Source organism: Robertkochia marina, assembly GCF_004799345.1.
GTDB classification, from domain to species: domain Bacteria; phylum Bacteroidota; class Bacteroidia; order Flavobacteriales; family Flavobacteriaceae; genus Robertkochia; species Robertkochia marina.
The window spans coordinates 731,030-753,102 of the sequence record NZ_SSMC01000001.1 but is presented as its reverse complement, the minus strand read 5'-3'; the positions used below and the strand labels follow the sequence as shown (position 1 = coordinate 753,102).

Here is a 22,073-nt window from a genome sequence, read left to right as displayed (position 1 = left end):
CTACTTTATCACTGTTATCGTTCCTCGTTTTACAATGTCTTTCCCTTTACTAATGGTATAGTAATAGATAGGAGGTCGGCCTCCTTTATAGTTCATATTATCTGACGACTGTGGCCAGTTGTTCTGATATTCCAACACATTAAACACCTGTATGCCACTCTCGTCATAGATGGTTACCTGTATATCCGGCTGATATGCATAGGCCGAAGGGAGGATCCACAGATCGTTAAATCCGTCCCCGTTCGGAGTTACGGCATTGGGCACACTATAGCTAAGCTGATAGGTGAGCTCTACTGTTTTTGAGATCTCACAATTGCCCACCACAGCTCTTACCATATACTGTCCTTCCAGCGATAATTCAACAGAGGCAGCAGTACTTAATTCGTTCATGGCTGCATCATACCAAATATAGCTGTCTCCTCCGGTAGCCGTTACCACGCGGGTTTCTCCTTCCGGAATGGAAAATGTTTGAGGTACATCAAGCTGCACCATATCCTGGTTGATCTCTGAAATAGTTACTTCGTTAGATGCTACGCTGCATCCATTAGCGCCAACCTCCAAACGGTAGGTGCCCGGGAGGGTGGTTTGAAGGTTTGGTGAAGCCTCTGTCATGGCCACGCCGTTTCTGTACCAGGTATAGGTATAGGTGGTAGCGGTCATGTTCGAGGTGATGTCCAGCATGGTGCCATCATTACAGGTTACTGCCACAGGAGCAGTAATTACAGGAGATTCGGTAATCCCCATTTTTACATTCAGCACTGAAGAGGTGTAGGCCGTTCCGTTGATCGTAGCGGCTAAAGCATAATTTCCGGAAGCCTCGATCCCACTCAGAGTAATCGTTCTGTTGGTTTCTCCGGCTATGGCTGCTCCTTCTAAAGTCCACTGGTAATTGAAACCGGCCAGCACACTTTCCTGTAATGAAAAGGTTTCTGTTCCTGACACGGCGTCTATTCCTGCAAGTTCCAGGTTCAATGTTCCGGTCATACATTCGGTATATCCCGAAGTATTCAGGTATACAACAAAGGTATCCGGAACCACTACCTGGGCTTCAGGCGTAAATTTTTCTGTAACACAACTTCCGGAACCAATGACCTTAGCTTTATATGAGCCAGGCGTACTCACGATGAGTTGAGACCCGGTCTCTCCCGTCATCAGCACATCATCCTTGTACCATTCATAAGTCGGATTGGTTGCTGTGGTGGTGGTCTCAAGGGTAATACTTTGTCCGGGCAGCAATACATTGCCATTGGGCGTATTTAGTCCGGTCTCGAAACCATTAGAGCCTACCGAAATAGTATTGGAAACCTCGTCACACCCGGTCAGCGTATTTTCAATCACCAGGTAATACTCTCCTTCAAATCCGGTGGTATTACCATCTACCAAAAAGGTATTTTCATTATTCTGTACTACTAACTGACCGTCTTTGTACCATTTGTAGAGCAGGGTATTATCGTTAATATTGGCGGTAAGTGTATAGGTCTCTCCCTGGCACAGGGTAATGTTGGGTTCTCCCATCAGGGTAATACCCAATGAATTTTCTGCATATACTTCCACCAGGTTAGAGGCTGTGTTTACCGAACAATAATCTCCGTAATCAACCTCGGCGAAATAAATACCCGGTTCGGTTACTTCCAGAAAGGCTTCTTTTTCTCCGGGGATTAGCATCATATCCTTGTACCAGTTATAAGCGGCTTCCTCAGGATAATTATCCACACTAAGCACATAGGCAGAACCATTGCAAATAGATGCTTCCTGGTAATTATTAATGACCAGGGCATCGGTAACTGACATGTAGTAGGCAGAAAAGGCGTCGCTTTCGGGACTGGTGAGGCTCGGACTGGTGCTTCGTACTCTTACTTTGTACGAATCTCCTGCCGTATCTTCAGGCCAATTAATGTTGAATTTAAATTCATAGGTTGTATTCTTATCTGACAAAGTGCTCAATACGGTTGGATTGTTAAATGAACCGTTAGCGTCAGATAATTCCAGAATAAACTGGTTGTCAGATGCTACTGCCGGTGACTGCCAAGTAAAGGATATAGAGAAGTCGTTAAAAGAAGCCGATGCACAGGCATAAGTGAAGTCAGGCGTGGGCTTGTTCAAGGTTTGGGCAGCGCAGACAGCGACCCCAGCGAGCGATAGTACGAACGCCAGAAGGAAGTTAATTCGTTGGGGCTGTAAGGCTTTCATTATAAATTAGGTATTAATTTGGGTAATCACAAAGTAACTCTTTTTGCAATAATTATCCTAAAGTTATTAGAATTTTTCAACAATTTTTGGCGAATGTGGTGAAAGCCTCTAAATTATAGGACAACGTTTTGATTATAAGAGTTTTCTGAATAGTGCTAAATTAAAATACCGGTCGGTATTAAGGGTTTCTTTCGATTATTGTTGTTAATAACTCTCCAAAATCTCCATATTTCGTAATTTTGCCGCTATAATTTTTTACAATGGCAGAAGACGTTAAATCACTTAATTTCATTGAACATATCATCGAAGAGGATCTTCGGGAAGGATTTGATAAAAAAGCCCTCCGTTTCCGGTTTCCGCCGGAGCCTAACGGTTACCTCCATATCGGACACGCCAGCTCGATCTGTTTGAATTTCGGACTCGGTCTGGACTATGAGGCCCCTGTAAACCTTCGTTTTGACGATACCAATCCGGAAAAAGAGGAAAAGGAATTCGTAGAGGCTATAAAGCGCGATGTGGAATGGCTTGGATTTGAATGGGAGAATGAATGTTATGCTTCCGATTACTTTCAACAATTATACGACTGGGCTGTAGCGCTGATCAAGCAAAACAAGGCCTATGTAGACAGTCAGGATTCGGCGGCCATCGCCCAGCAGAAGGGTACACCTACCAAGGCTGGAACTGACAGCCCCTACCGAAATCGTTCGGTAGAAGAGAATCTCGATCTTTTTGAACGTATGAAGAACGGGGAGTTCAAGGCAGGAGAACATGTTTTGCGGGCCAAGATCGATATGGCCCATCAGAATATGCTCATGCGCGACCCCATTATGTATCGCATATTACACAAGGCACATCACCGTACCGGGAATGATTGGTGTATTTACCCCATGTACGACTGGACACACGGAGAGAGCGATTATATTGAGCAGGTGTCTCATTCCTTCTGTACCCTGGAGTTTGCTATGCACAGAGAGCTATACGACTGGTTTTTAGACCAGGTATATACCGAGGGGAAGGTACGCCCTAAACAGCGCGAATTTGCCAGAAGAAACCTGAGTCATACGGTTGTGAGTAAGAGAAAGTTACTACGCCTTGTTGAAGAGGGAGTGGTAGAGAGCTGGGATGACCCAAGAATGCCTACCATCAGCGGACTTCGAAGAAGAGGTTATACGCCTGAATCTATCCGAAACTTTGCAGATACCGTTGGAATTGCCAAACGGGAAAACCTGGTAGACGTGTCCTTACTGGAATTCTGCGCCAGAGAGCATCTTAACAAGATCGCCCCAAGAGTTATGGCAGTACTTGATCCTTTAAAGATCGTGATCACGAACTATCCGGAAGGACAGGAAGAATGGCTGGATGCCGAGAATAATCCTGAAGAAGAGGAACTCACTTACCGCAAGGTGCCGTTTTCAAGGGAATTATATATTGAAAGGGAAGATTTCAAGGAAGAAGCCAACAGGAAATTCTTCCGATTAAAGCCCGGCAAAGAGGTTCGGCTAAAGAACGCCTATATCATCCAGGCCGACAAGGTCATCAAAGATGAGGCAGGCAATATTCTGGAAGTTCATTGTACCTATGACCCCTTGAGCCGAAGCGGCAGCGGCACTCCTGAAAGTATGCGTAAGGTAAAGGGTACGCTTCACTGGGTATCTGTAGCTCATGCAGAAACTGCAACTATACGTCTTTACGATCGTTTGTTTAGTGTTGCCGAGCCCGAAGAGAATAAAGAAAAGGATTTTATGGAATTCATTAATCCCGACTCCCTGCAAACCGCCACGGCCTACCTGGAGCCTTCCTTAAAAGAGGCGCAACCCGGAGACCGCTTTCAATTTCAACGTCTTGGATATTTCTGTGTAGACAAGAGCAGTTCAGAAAACGAACTCATCTTTAACAAGACCGTTGGCTTAAGAGACAGCTGGGCCAAGATCGAAAATAAAGGCTGATAATTGTTAAACATCTATTAAAAGAAGCACCCTCATCGGGTGCTTTTTTTATTTCATCGTAATTATCTCATAATTAAGGAATTGCTGTACAAATTCCATGGTATTTGCATTTAAAATTCTTATTTTAACAAGAGAATTAATTAAATGCTATCATTATGAACAACAACACTGGAAGTACTATTGTAGCCCTGTTAACCGGTGCACTGATCGGAGCGGGGATCGGATTGCTCTATGCTCCTGAAAAGGGAGAGGATACGCGAAGAAAGTTAAGAGAGCAGGCCAGAAAAGCCCAGGAAGATATGGAAGCACAGCTCAATAAGACCAAGGCAGACATGAATGCCAAGATCACTGATGCCAAGGCCAAGTTCGATGCTAACCTCGACAAGGCGCTCTCAAGTATGAGCTATAAAACAGAAGATGTTATCGATGCACTGGAGTCCAAACTACAGGACCTGAAAGCAAAGAATGCCAAACTTCAGAAATAAACTGATGGCTTTTGTTATCGTTTACTAAACTAAAACCATACGCGATTTGAATACCATACGGGAGCACGCCGAACATATTAATGAACACGGCCAGGAATACCTTGAAAAACAACTGGAGTATTACAAGCTCAGTCTTTTCAAAAAGATCATGAAAGGCGCCAGTGCCATGGTGAATTTTTTGATCGTAGGAGCAATACTCTTCAATACCGTGATATTTATTTCCCTGGCAGGGGCCTGGCAACTGGCCGGATGGCTTGACAATATTCCCCTGGCCTTCATAATCATGGGGGGCATCTACGTTTTCTTTCTCTTACTCTTCATTTTTGTGATCAGGAAGAAGGTAGAAGGCCGTATGCTGAAAGAATCGTCTAAAATATTTTTTGAATAACACCCGGAATTATGGATAACAGGATATACGGATCTTTTGAAGAGATCGATCTGCAACTGGAGATCTACAAAACAGAAGCCGAACTCGAAAAAGCAAGGATAGGTCATCAACTTCAGGTAGCTAAAGAACAACTGGGCATGTTTTCCATTGTGGGTACGGCAGTAAGTTTCGTTGCCAAACGGGCCCTGCTGCTCAAGATCCTGAAAAAATTCATGAAAAAATAAAGCCCGGTTTCCCGGGCTTTTTCTTTATGATCAATCTTCACTCTTATCGCGGTCTTTATTCTGCCGTTTCATGGCCTCTCCTATTTGATTACTGGCCGTAAAAGAAGCTACCATATTGTTCAGCATGTCACTGCCTGCCTGGGGTGAATTAGGCAGCAGGATCAGGTTGCTGTTGGTTTCTTCACCAATGGCCTGCAAAGTATCGTAATGCTGGGTAACCACAATAAGTGCCGAGGCTTCCTGAGAATTGATACCCACCTTATTCAGCACTTCCACCGATTCTTCCAAACCTCTGGCGATCTCTCTTCGCTGATCAGCAATACCCTGCCCCTGCAAACGCTTGCTCTCAGCCTCAGCCTTGGCTTTTTCCACGATCAAAATACGGGCCGCATCACCCTCAAACTGGGCGGCTATCTTCTCCCGCTCCGAAGCATTAATACGGTTCATAGCCGACTTTACCTGGGCATCAGGATCAATATCAGTAACCAGCGTTTTAATGATATCATATCCGTATTCCAGCATGGCGTCCTGTAATTCGGCCTTTACGGCAATGGCAATGTCATCTTTCTTTACAAATACGTCATCGAGCTTCATCTTAGGTACCTCTGCCCTTACCACATCAAATACGTACGAGGTGATCTGTTCATGAGGATATTCGAGCATATAAAAGGCTTCATAAACCTTGTTTCTGATAACCACGTACTGCACCGATACCTTCAGCTTAACAAATACATCGTCGAGGGTTTTGGTCTCAACGATCACATCCAACTGTTGAATCTTAAGACTTAGCCTGCCGGCCACCCGGTCTATAATGGGGATCTTGAACTGGAGTCCTGAATTTCGTATGCTATGAAAGCGTCCTAAACGCTCCACTACAGCAGCGGTTTGCTGTTTTACAATGAAAAAGACCCCGAATAACAGCAGGACGGTTAGCCCTGCAATAATGGGAAAATAGAAGAAATTCATAGTTATTGTACTTTTTAAAGAAGTTTAAATTACGACATTATGTATCTATATGTAAGAGTTATTCTTTAAAAGTTACACCGGGATCCATAAAAAAAGCCGGAGGTCTTCCCCGGCTTCTTTTCTTTTATATTTCACTGCACTTAGCTGAGCTGGTCGCAAATACGTTCTAAACGCTTCAAAGCCTCTTCCTTTCCTAAAAGTTCAAGAATGTCAAACACATGAGGTCCCTGCATAGCACCCACTAACGCCAGGCGCAATGGGGGCATAACCATTCCGAAGCCAAGCTCCTGCTCGTTGATCCAGGCTTTTACCACTTCTTCGGTATGGGCAGAACTGAAATCCTCTGTTTGCTCCAGTAACTGAGCCACTTCCTTAATATACTGATCGGTATTTTCTTTCCATGATTTTTTAACGGCTTTGGCATCATAGGTCTCCGGGGCTGTATAGAAATAGTTGCCCAGATCCCAAAGATCCTTTACAAAAACAGCTCTTTCCTTTAAAAGGCCTGCTACTTTTTCATTGTACTGAGGGTTTGAGAGGATACCTTTTTGCTCCAGTAAATGGCCGAAGATCTCTGCAACCACTGCATCATCAGTCTTTTGAAGGTAATGCTGGTTAAACCATTTTATTTTTTCAGGATCAAATCGCGCACCTGAACGGTTTACTCTGGCAATATCAAAGGCTTCGATAAGTTCCTTCATGCTGAAGATCTCCTGCTCTGTTCCGGGATTCCAACCCAAGAGCGCCAGGAAGTTTACAACTGCTTCCGGGAAGTATCCCTCTTCCTTGTAACCCATAGAGGTATCGCCCGAAGCCGGATCTTTCCATTCTAGGGGAAATACAGGAAAGCCGAGTTTATCACCGTCTCTCTTACTGAGCTTACCCTTACCGGTAGGTTTTAAAATAAGGGGTAAATGAGCAAATTCAGGAGACTCCCAGCCAAAAGCCTCATAGAGCAATACATGCAGGGCCAAAGAGGGCAACCATTCCTCTCCCCTGATCACATGCGATATTTCCATCAAATGATCATCAACGATATTAGCCAGGTGGTAGGTTGGCATACCATCACTTTTAAATAAGATCTTATCATCCAGCACATTGCTGTCTATTTCCATTCTCCCTCTAACCATATCCTCCAATTGCACCACCCTGTCTTGAGGCGATCTGAAGCGAATCACATAATGATCTCCTTTCTCCAGTCGTTGGGCAACTTCTTCTTTCGATAGTGCAAGAGAATTTTGAAGCTCCATCCTGTTATGCCAATTATAAATGAAGGTTTCTCCCCTTGATTCATAATCCTTTCGAATGGTGTTCAATTCATCAGGAGTATCAAACGCATAATAAGCACTACCGTTTTCTATCAGGGTATCGGCATATTCCTTGTACAGATGCTTGCGTTCACTTTGCCTGTAGGGTCCGAAACCACCATCTTTCCCGGGACCTTCATCAAAAGGCATCCCACACCAATTCAAGGCGTCTATGATATACTGCTCAGCTCCTTCTACATAGCGGTTCTGATCAGTATCCTCAACTCTCAATATAAAGGTGCCGTTTTTTTTCTTCGCGAAAAGGTAGTTAAACAAAGCGGTTCTGACCCCTCCAATATGTAAGGGCCCTGTGGGACTCGGTGCAAATCGTACACGTACTGGCTTACTCATCTCAAAATTTTTGGCAAAGATACGTGTTCAATCTAACATTTGAGAACTCCGGGTTGGGTTAGGCTGCCTGAGGCTTCATATCGGCAGGGATCAACGGATTCATGATGCGAAACCAAAGCGGAGGAAAAAGTGATAACACCATGGAAGTAGGGTATCCGTAGGGCATTTGCGGACTTTCCTGATGGTAATCCAGGAGTTGATATTTTTTGGACGCCCGATAGTGGTGATCACTATGGCGTGTAAGTTCATAAAGCATGATCCTGCCCATCACGTGATTAGAATTCCAGGAATGAATAGTTTGAACCCTCTCATAACGTCCTGTATTCATCTTATGGCGCAACAGCCCATAATGCTCAATATAATTAATGGTTTCCAGCATCAAAATACTGACCAGGGCCATGATCACAGCAAAGAGGGCTATTTGCCAACCTGCCATAATACCTATCAATACTAAATAGACACACTCCAACAGGCCTCCCCATAACATATCATTTTGCAGCGAAAAAAAACCCTTATTATCCTGTTGTAGCAGGCGCATTTGAATTTGCCATGCACTGCGATACTGTCTTAATACAGAAGTGATCCAGAACGAGTATACAGACTGGTTAAACCTTGCCGTTGCCGGATCTTCTTTCGTGGCAGCATGCAAATGATGCCCAAAATTATGCTCTACGTAAAAATGCATATACAAACTGGGCAATAAAAGCACTTTCGCGAGGGTCTTTGATAACCGATCGGGTCGATGACCCAATTCATGAGCCACATTGATACCGTTGGATCCCATCGCTATACCACATGAAAATATGATCCCGGCGATCTCTAAAGGCGTATGTTCACCGAATTTGAGAAGGTAAAGGGTATAGAAAACAATGGCATACACCATAAGAATGTTCAGGTAGAGCAGCAGGTCAAAGAGAACCAGCTTCTTTTTCTGCTCCCGCTCAGTTTGGTTAAGGTTGCCGGTATTAACCGGAAGAATCAGTTCCAATACAGGAACCAGGCCAAAGGTATAAACAGGGGTCAACCAGTAGAAAATACCCCCGGCATAATAGCCAAGCAGTACAGATAGAGGTATACTGTAGGCAGCCAGATATTTAAAATCCATCCATTTCATAGGCTTCTTTAACAGAAACTTAGTCCCTTACAGAAGTAAAGTTCCTGTCTATTATTGTAATTTTAATAGCAATTAGGTTCAAGGTAAATACAAAGATTTGTATTTCTCTAATTTAAAAATTATTCATCACACTGTGATGACATTCTGAATATCACCTTACTATGGAAAGTCAGATCGGGCTCATTAAAAAGAAATTATCAGGATTTCTGAAAAAGTATTACACCAATATGCTCATCAGGGGTGTATTGTTGTTTACGGCTATCGGAGGATGCTATTTTTTGTTCAGCGTTGGAGTAGAGTATTTTCTTTGGCTTTCACCAAACGTCCGTACTGTTTTATTCTGGCTGTTCGTAGCTGTTGAGAGCGTGCTGTTTTACAGGTTCGTGATAACTCCGCTGCTTTATCTCTTTAAAATTAAGCAAGGATTAACAGAGAAAACGGCCTCTAAACTAATTGGGAAGCATTTTAAAGAAGTAGATGACAAGCTGCTGAACCTTTTACAATTGGCTCAACAACCGGAGAAATCAGAATTACTATTGGCAGGTATTGAAAAACGATCCCGGGAGCTCAGCCATATCCCGTTTAACAAGGCAATAAATTTCAGCACAAATACCAAATACCTTAAATTTTTGTCGATACCCCTGATATTAATTCTCTTGGTATGGTTAAGTGGTAAGGCGCTTTCTTTTAAGGACAGTTATAAGCGAATGGTAGATTACACCACCGTATACACCCCACCGGCTCCTTTCAGTTTTAAAATTTTAAACGATTCATTAACCGCTTTAAGCGGGGTGCCCTTTCTGCTTAAAGTAAGTACGGAAGGTACCCTGGCACCGGCCGCAGTACAAATTAAAAACAGGGGAGCTTTCAACTATATGCAGCCTGACGGAAATGGAAATTTTGAATACCTGATTGATCCCGGCCAGGAAGAGCTGTCATTTCACCTCACTTCGAATGACGTAAGTAACGGCCCTTATACCCTTAAGGTGCTTCCGGTTCCTGCCATGCTTAACTTCAAAATGACCCTCGATTATCCTGAATATACCGGGCGCAGAGATGAATCTTTAAATAATACCGGTAATGCTACCGTGCCTGAAGGAAGCAGGATAGGCTGGGAAGTAGAAACCAATAACACCACAAGGGTAGAATTGTTGCTGAAAGATTCGGTAATTCCTTTTGAAGGAACGGAAGATCAATTTAAATTATACCAAACGGTATTTAAGTCTCTTTCTTATGAACTTGCTACCGGAAATGATATATTAAAACAATTTGAAAAGATCGGATTTAATCTAAGGGTTATAAAAGATCAGTATCCAAAAATAACTACAGGTCGTGAATTAATAGAGCAGGATGCAGCCTCCGGCAACATTATTACCGGAGAGATCAGTGACGACTACGGCTTTAAAAAACTCGAATTGGTTTATTATCCGGAGGAAGATCCTGATACAAAAAAACGAGTATTACTCAGTAATCCAAAAGGAAATATAGATCGCTTTCGCTTTAATTTTCCCGGTAATCTCAGTTTAAAGGAAGGGGTAAATTATCTCTACTATTTTTCAGTAACCGACAATGACGCTCTAAGGAACGGTAAACAGGCTAAGAGTGAAGTTTACTCCTATTACAAGCTGCGTGAAAATGAGCTTAAGGCGAAACAACTTGAACAGCAGAAAGAACAAATACAGAAATTAGGAAATACCCTTAAGCAAATAGATGAACAGGAATCAGAGTTACAGGAGCTAAAGAACGTCAATAAACAAAAAGACAATCTTAGTTATAACGACAAAAGAAAGTTGAACAACTTTCTAAAACGACAGGAACAGCAGGAGGAAATGATGAAGTCATTCAGCAAGAACATGGAGCAAAACCTGGAGGAATTTTCAAAAAACCAGAAGGCTGATGACCCTTATAATGATCTCTTAAAAGAACGCCTGGAACGGCAGCAACAAGAAATTGAGAGAAATCAAAAGCTCCTGAAGGAATTACAGGAGTACACTGAAAAAATAGACAAGGAAACCCTAACCCAAAAACTCGAAGAACTGGCTAAAAACCAACAGAGCAATAAAAGGAGCCTGGAGCAACTATTGGAATTAACCAAACGCTACTATGTACAGGCGAAGGCCGAAAATATCAGAAAGGATCTGGAAGAATTAAGTAAACAACAGGATACCCTGAGCACAAAAAGCGAAACCGGAGAAGCTGCAAAACAGGAAGAATTGAACAAAGCATTCAAAGAGATCCAAAACAAAATGGAAGATCTCACCAAAGAGAACGATGCTTTAAAGAAGCCCATGGAGCTCGGCCGCAACAAATCGGAAGAAGAAAACGTCAACCAGGAACAAAAAGAGGCTCTCGAGAAACTTAATGAAGAAGAAAGTCCGAAAGGCAGCGAAAACCAAAATCAGAAAAAGGCTTCACGAAATATAAGAAAAATCGTACAAAATATGCAATCTTCTATGAGTATGGAAGGCGCGGAGATGATCAGTGAAGATGCTGCAATGTTACGACAAATACTGGAAAATCTCATCAAATTCTCATTTGACCAGGAAGATATCATGGAAGAATTAAACCGATTCGACCAAAACAACCCGAACCTACCCTATTATTTAAAGAAACAAAATGATCTGAAAATTCTATTTGAGCATGTAGATGACAGTTTATTTGCGTTGAGTTTAAGAAGGCCTGAAGTAAGTGAAGTGGTAAATACCAATATAACGGAGGTATACTACAATGTAGATAAATCATTAGAGCGCTTTGCCGATAATCAATATTTTCAAGGTATCACCCATCAGCAATATACCTTGACTGCGGCTAATAATCTTTCTGATTTTCTAAGTGATCTGTTAGATCAGATGCAAAACATGATGATGGGATCCGGTAAGGGAAATCAGGATTCTTTTCAATTACCGGACATTATACAATCTCAGGAACAGCTCAATCAACAAATGCAGGACATGTTGTCTAAACCAAAACCCGGAGATTCCGACCAGGAGCAGAATGGGCAGGATGGAAAGGAACAACAGGGTGAAGGCAAACAGGAAGATAAAGAGGGTTATGGAGAAGGAATGTCTGAACAGCTGTATGAGATCTACAAACAACAACAACTGCTTAAGGAATCTTTGCTTCAGCAATTAAGGCAAATGCAGAATGAGCAACAATTGGAAGATGTTCAAAACAAAGAGTCTGCAAAACAGAAAACGGAGGCCTTGGTGCGTCAGATGGAGCGCATTGAACGAGATCTTTTAAACAAGGGTATCAATGAGCAAACTTTAAAACAGATGCAATATTTAAAGCATCAATTACTCAAACTGGAGCAGGCCGAACAGCTACAGGGTGAAAAAAACGAACGAGAAAGTACTACCAACCGTAAGGAATTCACTCAAAACACTTCTAATCAATCATCTGAAGTTCAAGATTCTTTTCAGGAGCTTGAGATATTACAGAGACAAGTCTTACCTTTGCGCGAAATTTACAAACTAAAAGTACAGCGCTATTTCAAAGTCAATGATTGATTTTCATTACGAAACCGATTTCCAGCTGGAAGATGAAAACCGCTATCGCGAATGGATCAACAAGGTGGTCGCCTCTGAAGACCTTCTTCTCGGTCCGGTAAACTACATCTTTTGTAACGACGAATATCTTCATCGTATCAACCTGGAATATTTAGATCACGACACCTTAACCGATATCATCAGTTTTGATTACAGCGAAGGCGATCGTATCAGCGGCGATATTTTCATTTCTGTGGAACGGGTAGTTGAAAATGCCGAAACTTTCCGCACCTCATTTGAGAATGAATTATCACGGGTTATGATTCACGGTATATTACATTACTGTGGTTACAAAGACAAAACAGAAAAAGAAGAATCTGAAATGCGCGCCAAGGAAGAAGAAAAACTGGCGCTGTTTCACGTGGAACCAAAAAAATAAAATTGCCTTATGTTCAATAAAACCTATGATGTTATTGTAGTGGGTGCGGGCCATGCCGGATCTGAAGCTGCTGCCGCTGCTGCAAACATGGGTGCTTCTACCCTGCTTATCACCATGAATCTGCAAAACATAGCACAGATGTCATGTAATCCCGCCATGGGTGGTATTGCAAAGGGACAGATCGTAAGAGAGATCGATGCTATGGGTGGTTATTCGGGGATTGTTACCGATAAAACGGCCATTCAATTCAAGATGCTCAATAAGTCTAAAGGTCCTGCCATGTGGTCACCGCGCGCTCAAAGTGATCGTATGCGATTTGCTGAAGAGTGGCGATTGATGCTTGAACAAACCCCCAACCTGGACTTTTACCAGGATATGGTATCAGGTCTCATCATTGAGAACGATCAAATAAAAGGGGTAAAGACCTCACTCGGTTTAGAGGCGTATGCAAAAACCGTGGTACTGACCAATGGAACCTTTTTAAATGGTCTTATTCATATTGGAGAAAAACAATTTGGAGGAGGCCGTGCCGGTGAAAGAGCAGCAACAGGTATTACTGAAGACCTTGTTAAAATCGGTTTTGAATCGGGAAGAATGAAAACCGGTACCCCACCAAGAGTAGACGGAAGATCGCTCGATTATTCAAAAATGACGGAGCAACCAGGCGACGAAAATCCGGAAAAATTCTCTTTCTCCAACAGTACTCAGCCTTTAAAAACACAAAGAAGTTGTCATATGACCTACACCTCTCTTGAGGTTCATGACTTACTAAGAGAAGGCTTTGATCGATCGCCTATGTTTAACGGACGTATCAAAAGTATTGGTCCGCGCTATTGTCCTTCCATCGAAGACAAGATCAACCGTTTTGCTGACAAAGACCGTCATCAGCTTTTCGTAGAACCCGAAGGCTGGAATACTGTAGAGGTGTATGTAAACGGATTTTCTACTTCTTTACCGGAAGATGTACAATACAAGGCACTGCGATCTGTAGTAGGCTTTGAAAATGTCAAATTCTTCAGACCGGGATATGCTATTGAGTATGACTACTTCCCTCCCACGCAACTTAAACACACCCTGGAAACGAAACTGGTCTCCGGCCTCTATTTCGCAGGACAAATAAACGGAACCACAGGATACGAAGAAGCCGCTGCTCAAGGAATGATGGCTGGCATCAATGCTGCCTTACAAACCCAGGAAAAAGATCCATTTATTCTTAAGAGGAACGAAGCCTACATCGGGGTTTTAATTGATGACCTTATTACCAAAGGAACGGAAGAACCTTACCGTATGTTTACCTCAAGGGCCGAATACCGAACCTTGCTTCGACAGGATAATGCCGATCTTCGACTTACCCCTAAATCTTATGAGATAGGGTTAGCCTCGGAAGACCGTCTGCGACGCATGGAAGAAAAACAACAACAGTCTAAGGCCTTTGTAGATTTCTTTAAAGATACCAGCGTAAAACCAGAAGAGATCAATCCGATACTTGAAGAACTGAAATCTTCTCCCCTTAAACAATCAGATAAGATGTTCAAGGTATTCAGCCGACCCAAGGTTACCTTGAACCACATGCGCAAATTAGCCACGGTGGAATCCTTTATTCAGGAAAACACCCTGGATACCGAGGTACTGGAACAAACCGAGATACAGGTTAAATATTCGGGTTATATAGAAAAAGAAAAGAACAATGCAGATAAGCTTAACAAATTAGAAAGTATTATAATTCCAGATAACTTCGATTATGATAAACTTAAATCTCTTTCATTCGAAGCAAAGGAAAAATTAAAATCTATTAAACCAAAAACACTTTCCCAGGCTTCTCGAATTAGCGGAGTTTCTCCGAGTGATATCTCAGTCTTATTAGTCTATATGGGCAGATAAAAAATCTAAAAATACCATCAATAAAAAAAAGAGCGTTCCACGTGGAACGCTCTTTTTTTTATCCCAACATTATCCTAAGTTTACGCCATGAAAACAGCCTACCCAAAAAATATTAAGGATCATTTTTTAAGTCAGGAAAACTTTCGCCTGGAACAGGATGCTACTTACGGATTTTTGAAAACAGTCCCCCAACCCAGACCAGACAGAATAAAGTTCTATTATGAAAGTGATAAATATCTTTCTCATGACGATAGTGCAACCGGGTTGTTTGCAAGTCTCTATCGCTGGGTGAAATCAATGAACTTAAACCGTAAAACAAGGTTGGTTAATTCTTACCACCCATCCTATAATTCCATCCTGGATATCGGCTGTGGAACAGGAGATTTTCTTGCACAAATACCCGCCAATAAAAAACGTCAAGGAGTTGAAGTAAGTCCCAAGGCGGCATCTATAGCCCGGTCCAAAAACCTGGACATAAAATCTGATCTTGATCAACTAAAAGAACCCTATGACGTGATCACCCTATGGCATGTTCTTGAACATCTTTATGAACCGGACAGGATGATCCAAAAAATTAGCACCCATCTCAAGGATGATGGACTTCTCATAATAGCACTACCCAATTATAAATCATACGATGCTCAACACTACAAATCCTACTGGGCCGGATACGATGTACCTCGACACCTTTACCATTATGATAAAACAGCTTTAACCAGGTTATTGTCTTCCCAAAACTTAAATGTAGTAAAATTCTTACCAATGTATTGGGATGCCTATTATGTAAGTTTACTGAGTGAAGGTTATCTAAAAAACATATTAGCACCTGTAAGAGCTTTCATTATTGCCACTATTTCCAATCTTAGATCACTATACACCAAGCAACCCTCCTCCATCATCTATATTATCAAAAAAAGCTAAAATAAGGCGATTTAATGATGCTGTGGAGTCTCAACTATATATAGACCTTCTTAGAAAGAGAACGTGGCTTATATCTCATTTATACGGGTAGAAAATAATTGAAAACAATTATGGTAATTTAGTTTAGTATAGTTAAAATAAATAACACTTAATAACTAAAATAGATCAGGATAAAAACCCTTCTTTTCCTATTTTTGGCCTTCGAGAACAAATTTTACGACATGAAGAAAATTCCATTACTAATCGCTACAGCCATTATGGCTGTTTCTTGTCAGCAAGACAAAATAGCCTATGTTGACAACACCGAACTCATTAAAGAATACCAGGAAAAAATAGACCTGGAAAATAAATACAAACTGAAATACGAAGAGTTTCAGAAAAAGTACGACAGTGCCTCTACCGCATTCACTAAAGAAGCTGAAGCTTTCCAAAACAGCGCTAAAGGAATGAGCCAGTCCAAACAACAGGAACAATACAATGCCCTGATGCAAAAAAGACAACAAATGGCTCAAACCCTTCAACAGGAAGAACAAGCTATTAACCAACAAAGTGCACAGGAGGTTGATTCACTGGTGAAAAAGATCAGAACCTTTGTAAAAGATTATGGCCAGAACAATGGATATACCTTTATTCTGGCAGAAAACGAAGGTGGTAATGTTTTTTATGGAGAAGAAACTAAAGATATTACAGAAGAAGTATTGAGAGAATTGAACAACAATTACAATAGTAAAAAATAAGGTCTTACCCTCTTTTTTAATTCATATAAAACCCTCATTCTGAGGGTTTTATTTTTTAACTTCAAGGTTCACTTCATTGAAAATGAATCGGACCAGGATTTTAAAGTATTCTATTCTTACCCTTCTCATCCTTGCAGGAAGCCTGCTTTCATTTCTATTTTACAAAATACATCGCATTGAAAAGGACCTTGAAAATCTTCGGATATCTAACTTCCATATACATGCAGATAACCCAAAGCTGAGTTTAATAAAGGGAGAATTACTCAGCGATAAAATTCTAATCAGGGGGCTCCTGGAAAAGGACTCCTTATACATTTCCACGAGCTCTTTGATAATAGAGGGACTGGACATTTTACCGTTTTTAGTAAATAAAGAGATTCTTGTTAACAAAATAAAGATAGATTCACCTACGATAACAGTACAGGCTCTAAATTCCAATTCAACGAAAAAAAGGTTTGTTAAGCAACAAAAAATTAAGGAGGTTCATATTAAACATCTAGAGCTTTCACAAGGGAAATTCTTTAGAACTTCCTTAAATAAAGACACCATACTGACCGCAAAATACCAAATACTTTTATCCAATACTTCCTTTAATCCGTCCATTCAATCTTTTCCCATACCTAAGGAATATAAAATTGAAATGGAACATATAGAATTTGAACCTGACCCCTTAAACAAAATACGAATCCCATCCATTCAAATGGATACTTTGAAATGGAGTCTTTCAGCGTTTCATCTTATACCAAAATTTAACAAAACACAATATTCACGCCAATTGACTAATCAAAAAGACCGTATTGAACTCAAAACTGATACAATAGTTATTCACCACCCAGAATTTGCCAAGGAACCGAATTCCATTTGGAAAAGTTCCTTTGTAGAGATCAACCAATTACATACAGATATTTATAGAGATAAAACCCTACCCCCTGACCTCTCCTATCGTCCTATGATCTCCAAAATGTTACGTACACTCCCCATTACATTAGATATTGATAGTCTTCAGGTAAAAAAAGGTTCCATAACCTATGGTGAATTACTTAAGCATAAAGACAAAGCCGGAGAAATAGCGATCACGAATTTGGATCTAAACATAAGCCGATTGAATAATACTTTTAAAGATACCATGAATATAGAATTTACCGGCTCCTTTATGGACCAGGGTCAACTCTATATTCATTCCAAGATCCCGGTATGGAACACCAATGATTATTTTATTACAAATATTTATCTCAACGATTTTGATACCAAAAGACTGGATGCCTTTACTTCAAAGAATCTTCAAGTGAGGAACACAGGATTTTTGCAACATGCCGTGTTCCAGATAAGCGGTAATGAGAACAACGCCACGGGCACTGTGGTCATGTCATATAAGGATCTGCAGATAAGGGTGATGAATAAAGAAGGATCAAAGGAAAAAAAATTATGGAGTACTATTGCTAATACCCTAATAAGAAAAGAAAATAAAAACCTCAAACAACAAGCATTTGAGGTTACAAGAAATAAAACAAAATCCTATTTTAATTATATGTGGTTATGCGTACAAAAAGGTTTGATAACCAGCATGATCTACTGAGTAAATAAATATAGTCCGAAGAATACCGGAATAAGATATATTACGATCGTTCTGGCACCATCATAATCCTTCGCCAGGCGTTGACCCAGCAATAAGAACAAAAGGGTAACACCCGAAAGCAACAAACTGTATACAGCTAAGGTTTCATTTTCTTCACTTAAAATGAACCATATTCCTCCCACTGCGGTTAAGGCAGCCAGCATTTCCAAAACCAGGATGATCCCAAGGGAAAAAGCTACTTTTCCGTCAAGCAGACTATCTTTAAAATGTTCTTTTAACCATGCTATATTACCCTTCCAATCGGCGATTTTATCCACCGCGCTCTGCAGAAAGGTGATCACTACAAAAAATAAAATCAGGTATTTCAGGTATAACATATATAAAATATTTAGTTGGTTCTAATATCCTCTATCACCCCCTTGATCTTTTCTTTCTCATTCGGAAATAATCCCTGGAACATCAGGAAGAAACCGAAGACCACCAGGATGATACTGATCATGCGTTTGATCCTGAAGATCAGATATGGGGTAAGCCTGTGCTTTAATTGCTTAGCAAGCAATATCTTGATACAATCTACCAATATATAGGTGATCAGGATGGTAGCTATAAAAACCGTGATCCTGTTTTCATCCATTTCCATTCGCGGACCAAAAATAATGATGATACCTAACCAAAATCCCAGGACCCCAACATTTATAAAATTCAACAAAAAACCTTTTAGAAAAAGATTCAGATAATTATTCTTTTTAATAACCTCTTCCACATCCTTATCCAATTCCTTTTTATAGGCTTTACGACTTCTAATGAACGAAATAATACCATAGGTGATCAATAAAGCTCCTCCAAAAATGAAAAGCGAAGGATCATCTTTTATACGTTCCAGGATACGATTGGTACTGAAATAGGCAATTAGAATAAAGACAACATCTCCCAGTACCACTCCGAGATCGAAGCTGATAGCGGCCCTGAAACCTTTTAGTGCACCCGTTTCCAGCAACACGAAAAAAACAGGACCTATAGTAAAAGAAAGCAAAATGCCCAATGGTATGGCAGCAGCAATGTCTTCCAGCATGAGAAGTTTTGGATTTAGTTCAAAAGTATAAAATCCAGCTGTCTTTTCAGATTTTGAGCCCCTATACCTGCAGCGGCTATTGAATTTCTTTTATAGTACCACCCAGAAACTTGGTCTGATCTATAACTCCGGGTTTTCCGTAAATATTGATGTTACCACCGGCATTTACCCTGGCATTCACATACTTAGAAGCTCTGATATCGGCATAGCCACCTGCATTCACTTTTACATCTGTTTGCTCGGTTTCCAGGTTCCCGGCCTCGTAACCCCCTCCTGTATTAACATTCACTTCCTGGTTGGTAGATCTACCTGTAACTCCGATCGTACTACCGCTGATAACCTTGATGCGGAGTATTTCTAAGGCCACATCCAACTGGATCTCTCCTCCCTCCTGTGCCCTGAGCTCAAGATCTACTTGTTTTAAGGTTTCTTTCGAGGTGATCTTTGCGTTTTCATTGACATCAAGTACCGACAGCGGTCCTGAATAGTACAGATCTGCAGAGGTATCGTGATCTTTAAACAGGGTGGTAACTCCCAGCCTTAATTTTAAGGTACCATTGCTGTTCTTTGCTACAACATTTTCTGCGTACTCCCCTGTGATCACTAATTTGTTTACATCTGAAGGAATCAGGTTGACTGAAATACCATCAAATACCTTCAGCTCTGAAAAACGCTCCACATTCATTTCATTCGTCTCCTGGGCACTTCCAATAACAGCCCAGCAAAAACATACCACAGCAATCAAATTTTTCATCATGTAGAATTTAATTCGGTTTATCTTCTTTCTTTCCTATCAGGCTAAAATCGAGATGACGCTTTACAAGGTCCGTATTTTTAACCTGCACATATACTTCATCTCCTAACTGGTATTCATTTTTGGTAACCTCTCCCACCAGGGCATAATTCTTTTCGTCAAAAACGTAATAATCGTCTTTAATATCCCTGATGCGTATCATACCTTCACATTTATTTTCAACGATCTCGACATAAATACCCCATTCTGTTACTCCGGAGATCACCCCCAGAAACTCTTCGTCTTTATGATCTTCCATAAATTTGATCTGCATATACTTTATGCTGTCGCGCTCGGCCTGGGCCGCGAGACCTTCCATATTTGAAGAGTGCCTGCACTTATCTTCATATTCTTCTTCTTTTGCAGAAGCGCCCTTATCTAAATAGTGCTGCAACAACCGGTGCACCATGACATCCGGATAACGCCGTATGGGAGAAGTAAAATGCGTATAATAATCAAAGGCAAGTCCGTAATGACCAATATTATCAGTGGTATATTCTGCCTTACTCATGGATCGAATGGTCAGGGTATCTACCAGGTTTTGTTCCTTCTTTCCCTGAACTTCCTGTAATAAGTTATTTAAAGAGCTTGTAACGGTCTTTCTGCTCTTCATGTTAATACTGTACCCAAATCGCTTTATAACGCCCTGTAGGGTGAGTAATTTCTCTTCATCCGGCTCATCGTGTACCCTGTACACAAATGTTTTCTTCTGCTTTCCGATAAAGGCAGCTACCCTCCTATTGGCCAAAAGCATAAATTCTTCGATCATTTTATTGGCATCCTTAGAAGTTTTAAAGAATACACCTACCGGTTCATTTTCTTCGTTCAAATTAAACTTAACCTCTACCTTATCGAAAGATATGGCTCCGTCCTGCATGCGTTTCTTACGCATGATCTTGGCAAGCCGATCCATATGCAGTACGGCGTTGGCAATCTCCTGATCAACCTCATAGGTTTTTCCGGTCAGGGAAACGTCTGAAGGCACTTTATTCTTACCAGACTCTATCATGGCCTGGGCTTCTTCATAGGCGAATCGCTGATCTGAATAGGTCACTGTTCTTCCGAACCATTGCTTTCTGATCTCTGCTTTACTATTCATTTCGAAGACCGCAGAGAAGGTATACTTTTCTTCATGAGGTCTCAAAGAACAGGCCTTATTCGATAATATTTCAGGCAACATGGGTACGACCCGGTCTACCAGGTATACAGAAGTTGCCCTGTTATAGGCTTCATCATCAAGCAGGGTGCCGGGTTGTACGTAGTGAGAAACATCGGCTATATGTATCCCGATCTCTACCCAGTCGTCTTCCAACTTTTTAAAAGAAAGAGCATCATCAAAATCCTTGGCATCCTTAGGGTCTATGGTAAAAGTAGTTACCGAACGCATATCCCTGCGCTTTTTGATCTCTTCTTCCTGTATAGAGGTATCCAGCTTATTGGCTTCGTGTTCTACCTCCGGCGGAAATTCATAGGGTAAGCCGTATTCGGCCAGGATGGCGTGCATCTCTGTCTGATGATCTCCGGGCTTTCCGAGGGTTTCTATAATGGTACCATAGGGCGAATCGGCATTAGCCGGCCAGTCATTGATCTCCACGATCACCTTATCACCGTGTTCTGCATCCTTGATCCTGTTCTTGGGTACAAAAATATCGGTATACATCTTATAATCAGACGGTAATACAAATCCGAAATTCTTTTGCATTTGCAATACCCCCACAAAGGTCATTTTTTTGCGTTCCAGGATCCTGGTGATCTCCCCTTCCAGTTTTTTGCCTCTGCGCTTTCTTGGAAATACATAAACTTCAACCGTATCACCATTCAAGGCCTTGTTCAAGAGAGATTGAGGTACGAACACATCGGTATCCAGCTCTTCACAAACTACATAAGCATTGTTCCTGCCGGTCATATCAACGACTCCGGTATAGTAATTCTGACTTACGATCAATTTGTATTTACCGCGTGCTACCTCCGCTATTTTTTCGTTGCCTGCTAACTGCCCGAGGCGTTTTATGATCGTATTCCTTCCGGCGGGGTCAGATATACCTAACTTCGAAGCAATTTGTTTGTAGTTAAAACTTTTATCGGGATCACTTTCAAGAACAGAAAAAATTCCTTTCGTAATTTCACTTTTCCGCTGTTTATCTGCTCTTTTTTTTCGTTTTGACATATGTTAATTTTATAGTCCGAAAGTACGA

18 protein-coding genes are annotated in these 22,073 nt (G+C 41.3%); 10 read left to right on the top strand and 8 right to left on the bottom strand.

All coding sequences use genetic code 11. The features are described from left to right. Entirely contained in the window at positions 1-2,190 is a 2,190-nt protein-coding gene (locus tag E7Z59_RS03060) for a T9SS type B sorting domain-containing protein (RefSeq protein WP_136334813.1), read from the bottom strand. Between the two features lie 260 nt (positions 2,191-2,450). Between E7Z59_RS03060 and E7Z59_RS03055 the strand changes: the two genes are divergently transcribed. The 4 genes from E7Z59_RS03055 (at position 2,451) to E7Z59_RS03040 (ending at position 5,233) form a co-directional block, all read left to right on the top strand. Further along, a complete protein-coding gene (locus tag E7Z59_RS03055; protein ID WP_136334812.1) occupies positions 2,451-4,136 on the top strand; it encodes a glutamine--tRNA ligase/YqeY domain fusion protein in 1,686 nt (561 codons plus the stop codon). Between the two features lie 155 nt (positions 4,137-4,291). Further along, entirely contained in the window at positions 4,292-4,621 is a 330-nt protein-coding gene (locus E7Z59_RS03050) for a YtxH domain-containing protein (RefSeq protein ID WP_136334811.1), read from the top strand. A gap of 46 nt (positions 4,622-4,667) precedes the next feature. After that, positions 4,668-5,009 carry a phage holin family protein gene (locus E7Z59_RS03045; RefSeq protein ID WP_168731229.1) on the top strand — a complete coding sequence of 114 codons (342 nt, stop codon included), beginning with the start codon at positions 4,668-4,670 and terminating at the stop codon, positions 5,007-5,009. Positions 5,010-5,020: 11 nt separating this feature from the next. Then, complete coding sequence (locus E7Z59_RS03040) at positions 5,021-5,233, top strand: hypothetical protein (RefSeq protein WP_136334809.1); 213 nt, start codon at positions 5,021-5,023, stop codon at positions 5,231-5,233. Positions 5,234-5,263: 30 nt separating this feature from the next. Here E7Z59_RS03040 and E7Z59_RS03035 read toward each other — a convergent pair whose 3' ends face one another. The 3 genes from E7Z59_RS03035 to E7Z59_RS03025 all read right to left on the bottom strand — a co-directional run bounded on the left by E7Z59_RS03035 (position 5,264) and on the right by E7Z59_RS03025 (position 8,971). Beyond that, positions 5,264-6,199, bottom strand: a complete 936-nt coding sequence (locus E7Z59_RS03035; protein WP_136334808.1) for an SPFH domain-containing protein — start codon at positions 6,197-6,199, stop codon at positions 5,264-5,266. A gap of 140 nt (positions 6,200-6,339) precedes the next feature. After that, positions 6,340-7,857 (bottom strand): glutamate--tRNA ligase, encoded by a 1,518-nt coding sequence (gene gltX, locus E7Z59_RS03030; RefSeq protein ID WP_136334807.1) that lies wholly within the window; start codon positions 7,855-7,857, stop codon positions 6,340-6,342. 58 nt (positions 7,858-7,915) lie between these two features. Continuing rightward, on the bottom strand, positions 7,916-8,971 hold the full coding sequence (locus tag E7Z59_RS03025) for an alkane 1-monooxygenase (RefSeq protein ID WP_199287160.1): 1,056 nt from the start codon (positions 8,969-8,971) through the stop codon (positions 7,916-7,918). A 161-nt stretch (positions 8,972-9,132) separates the two neighbouring features. Here E7Z59_RS03025 and E7Z59_RS03020 point away from each other — a divergent pair, with 161 nt between their 5' ends. The 6 genes from E7Z59_RS03020 (at position 9,133) to E7Z59_RS15215 (ending at position 18,013) form a co-directional block, all read left to right on the top strand. After that, the gene (locus E7Z59_RS03020; protein WP_136334805.1) at positions 9,133-12,480 is read left to right on the top strand and encodes a DUF4175 family protein; all 3,348 of its coding nucleotides are present in this window, start codon (positions 9,133-9,135) and stop codon (positions 12,478-12,480) included. Further along, positions 12,473-12,898 carry an rRNA maturation RNase YbeY gene (gene ybeY, locus E7Z59_RS03015; RefSeq protein WP_136334804.1) on the top strand — a complete coding sequence of 142 codons (426 nt, stop codon included), beginning with the start codon at positions 12,473-12,475 and terminating at the stop codon, positions 12,896-12,898. Before E7Z59_RS03020 ends, ybeY begins: the two co-directional genes overlap by 8 nt. Positions 12,899-12,907: 9 nt before the next feature. Beyond that, positions 12,908-14,779: a tRNA uridine-5-carboxymethylaminomethyl(34) synthesis enzyme MnmG gene (mnmG, locus tag E7Z59_RS03010; RefSeq protein ID WP_136334803.1), complete on the top strand. Its 1,872-nt coding sequence runs from the start codon at positions 12,908-12,910 to the stop codon at positions 14,777-14,779. 87 nt (positions 14,780-14,866) lie between these two features. Beyond that, a complete protein-coding gene (locus E7Z59_RS03005) occupies positions 14,867-15,700 on the top strand; it encodes a class I SAM-dependent methyltransferase (protein WP_136334802.1) in 834 nt (277 codons plus the stop codon). 221 nt (positions 15,701-15,921) lie between these two features. Further along, positions 15,922-16,437: an OmpH family outer membrane protein gene (locus E7Z59_RS03000; protein WP_136334801.1), complete on the top strand. Its 516-nt coding sequence runs from the start codon at positions 15,922-15,924 to the stop codon at positions 16,435-16,437. Positions 16,438-16,513: 76 nt separating this feature from the next. Further along, positions 16,514-18,013, top strand: a complete 1,500-nt coding sequence (locus E7Z59_RS15215) for a hypothetical protein (protein WP_143969376.1) — start codon at positions 16,514-16,516, stop codon at positions 18,011-18,013. Here the strand turns inward: E7Z59_RS15215 and E7Z59_RS02990 are convergent. The 4 genes from E7Z59_RS02990 to rnr form a co-directional block, all read right to left on the bottom strand. Then, a complete protein-coding gene (locus E7Z59_RS02990) occupies positions 18,007-18,390 on the bottom strand; it encodes a DoxX family protein (RefSeq protein WP_136334799.1) in 384 nt (127 codons plus the stop codon). The two genes, E7Z59_RS15215 and E7Z59_RS02990, sit on opposite strands and share 7 nt — an antisense overlap. A gap of 11 nt (positions 18,391-18,401) precedes the next feature. Beyond that, a complete protein-coding gene (locus E7Z59_RS02985) occupies positions 18,402-19,085 on the bottom strand; it encodes a LysE family translocator (protein ID WP_136334798.1) in 684 nt (227 codons plus the stop codon). Positions 19,086-19,161: 76 nt separating this feature from the next. Next, positions 19,162-19,842 carry a head GIN domain-containing protein gene (locus E7Z59_RS02980; RefSeq protein WP_136334797.1) on the bottom strand — a complete coding sequence of 227 codons (681 nt, stop codon included), beginning with the start codon at positions 19,840-19,842 and terminating at the stop codon, positions 19,162-19,164. Positions 19,843-19,849: 7 nt separating this feature from the next. Continuing rightward, positions 19,850-22,045, bottom strand: coding sequence for a ribonuclease R (gene rnr, locus E7Z59_RS02975; RefSeq protein WP_136334796.1), 2,196 nt, complete (start codon positions 22,043-22,045; stop codon positions 19,850-19,852). Positions 22,046-22,073: the final 28 nt, after the last annotated feature.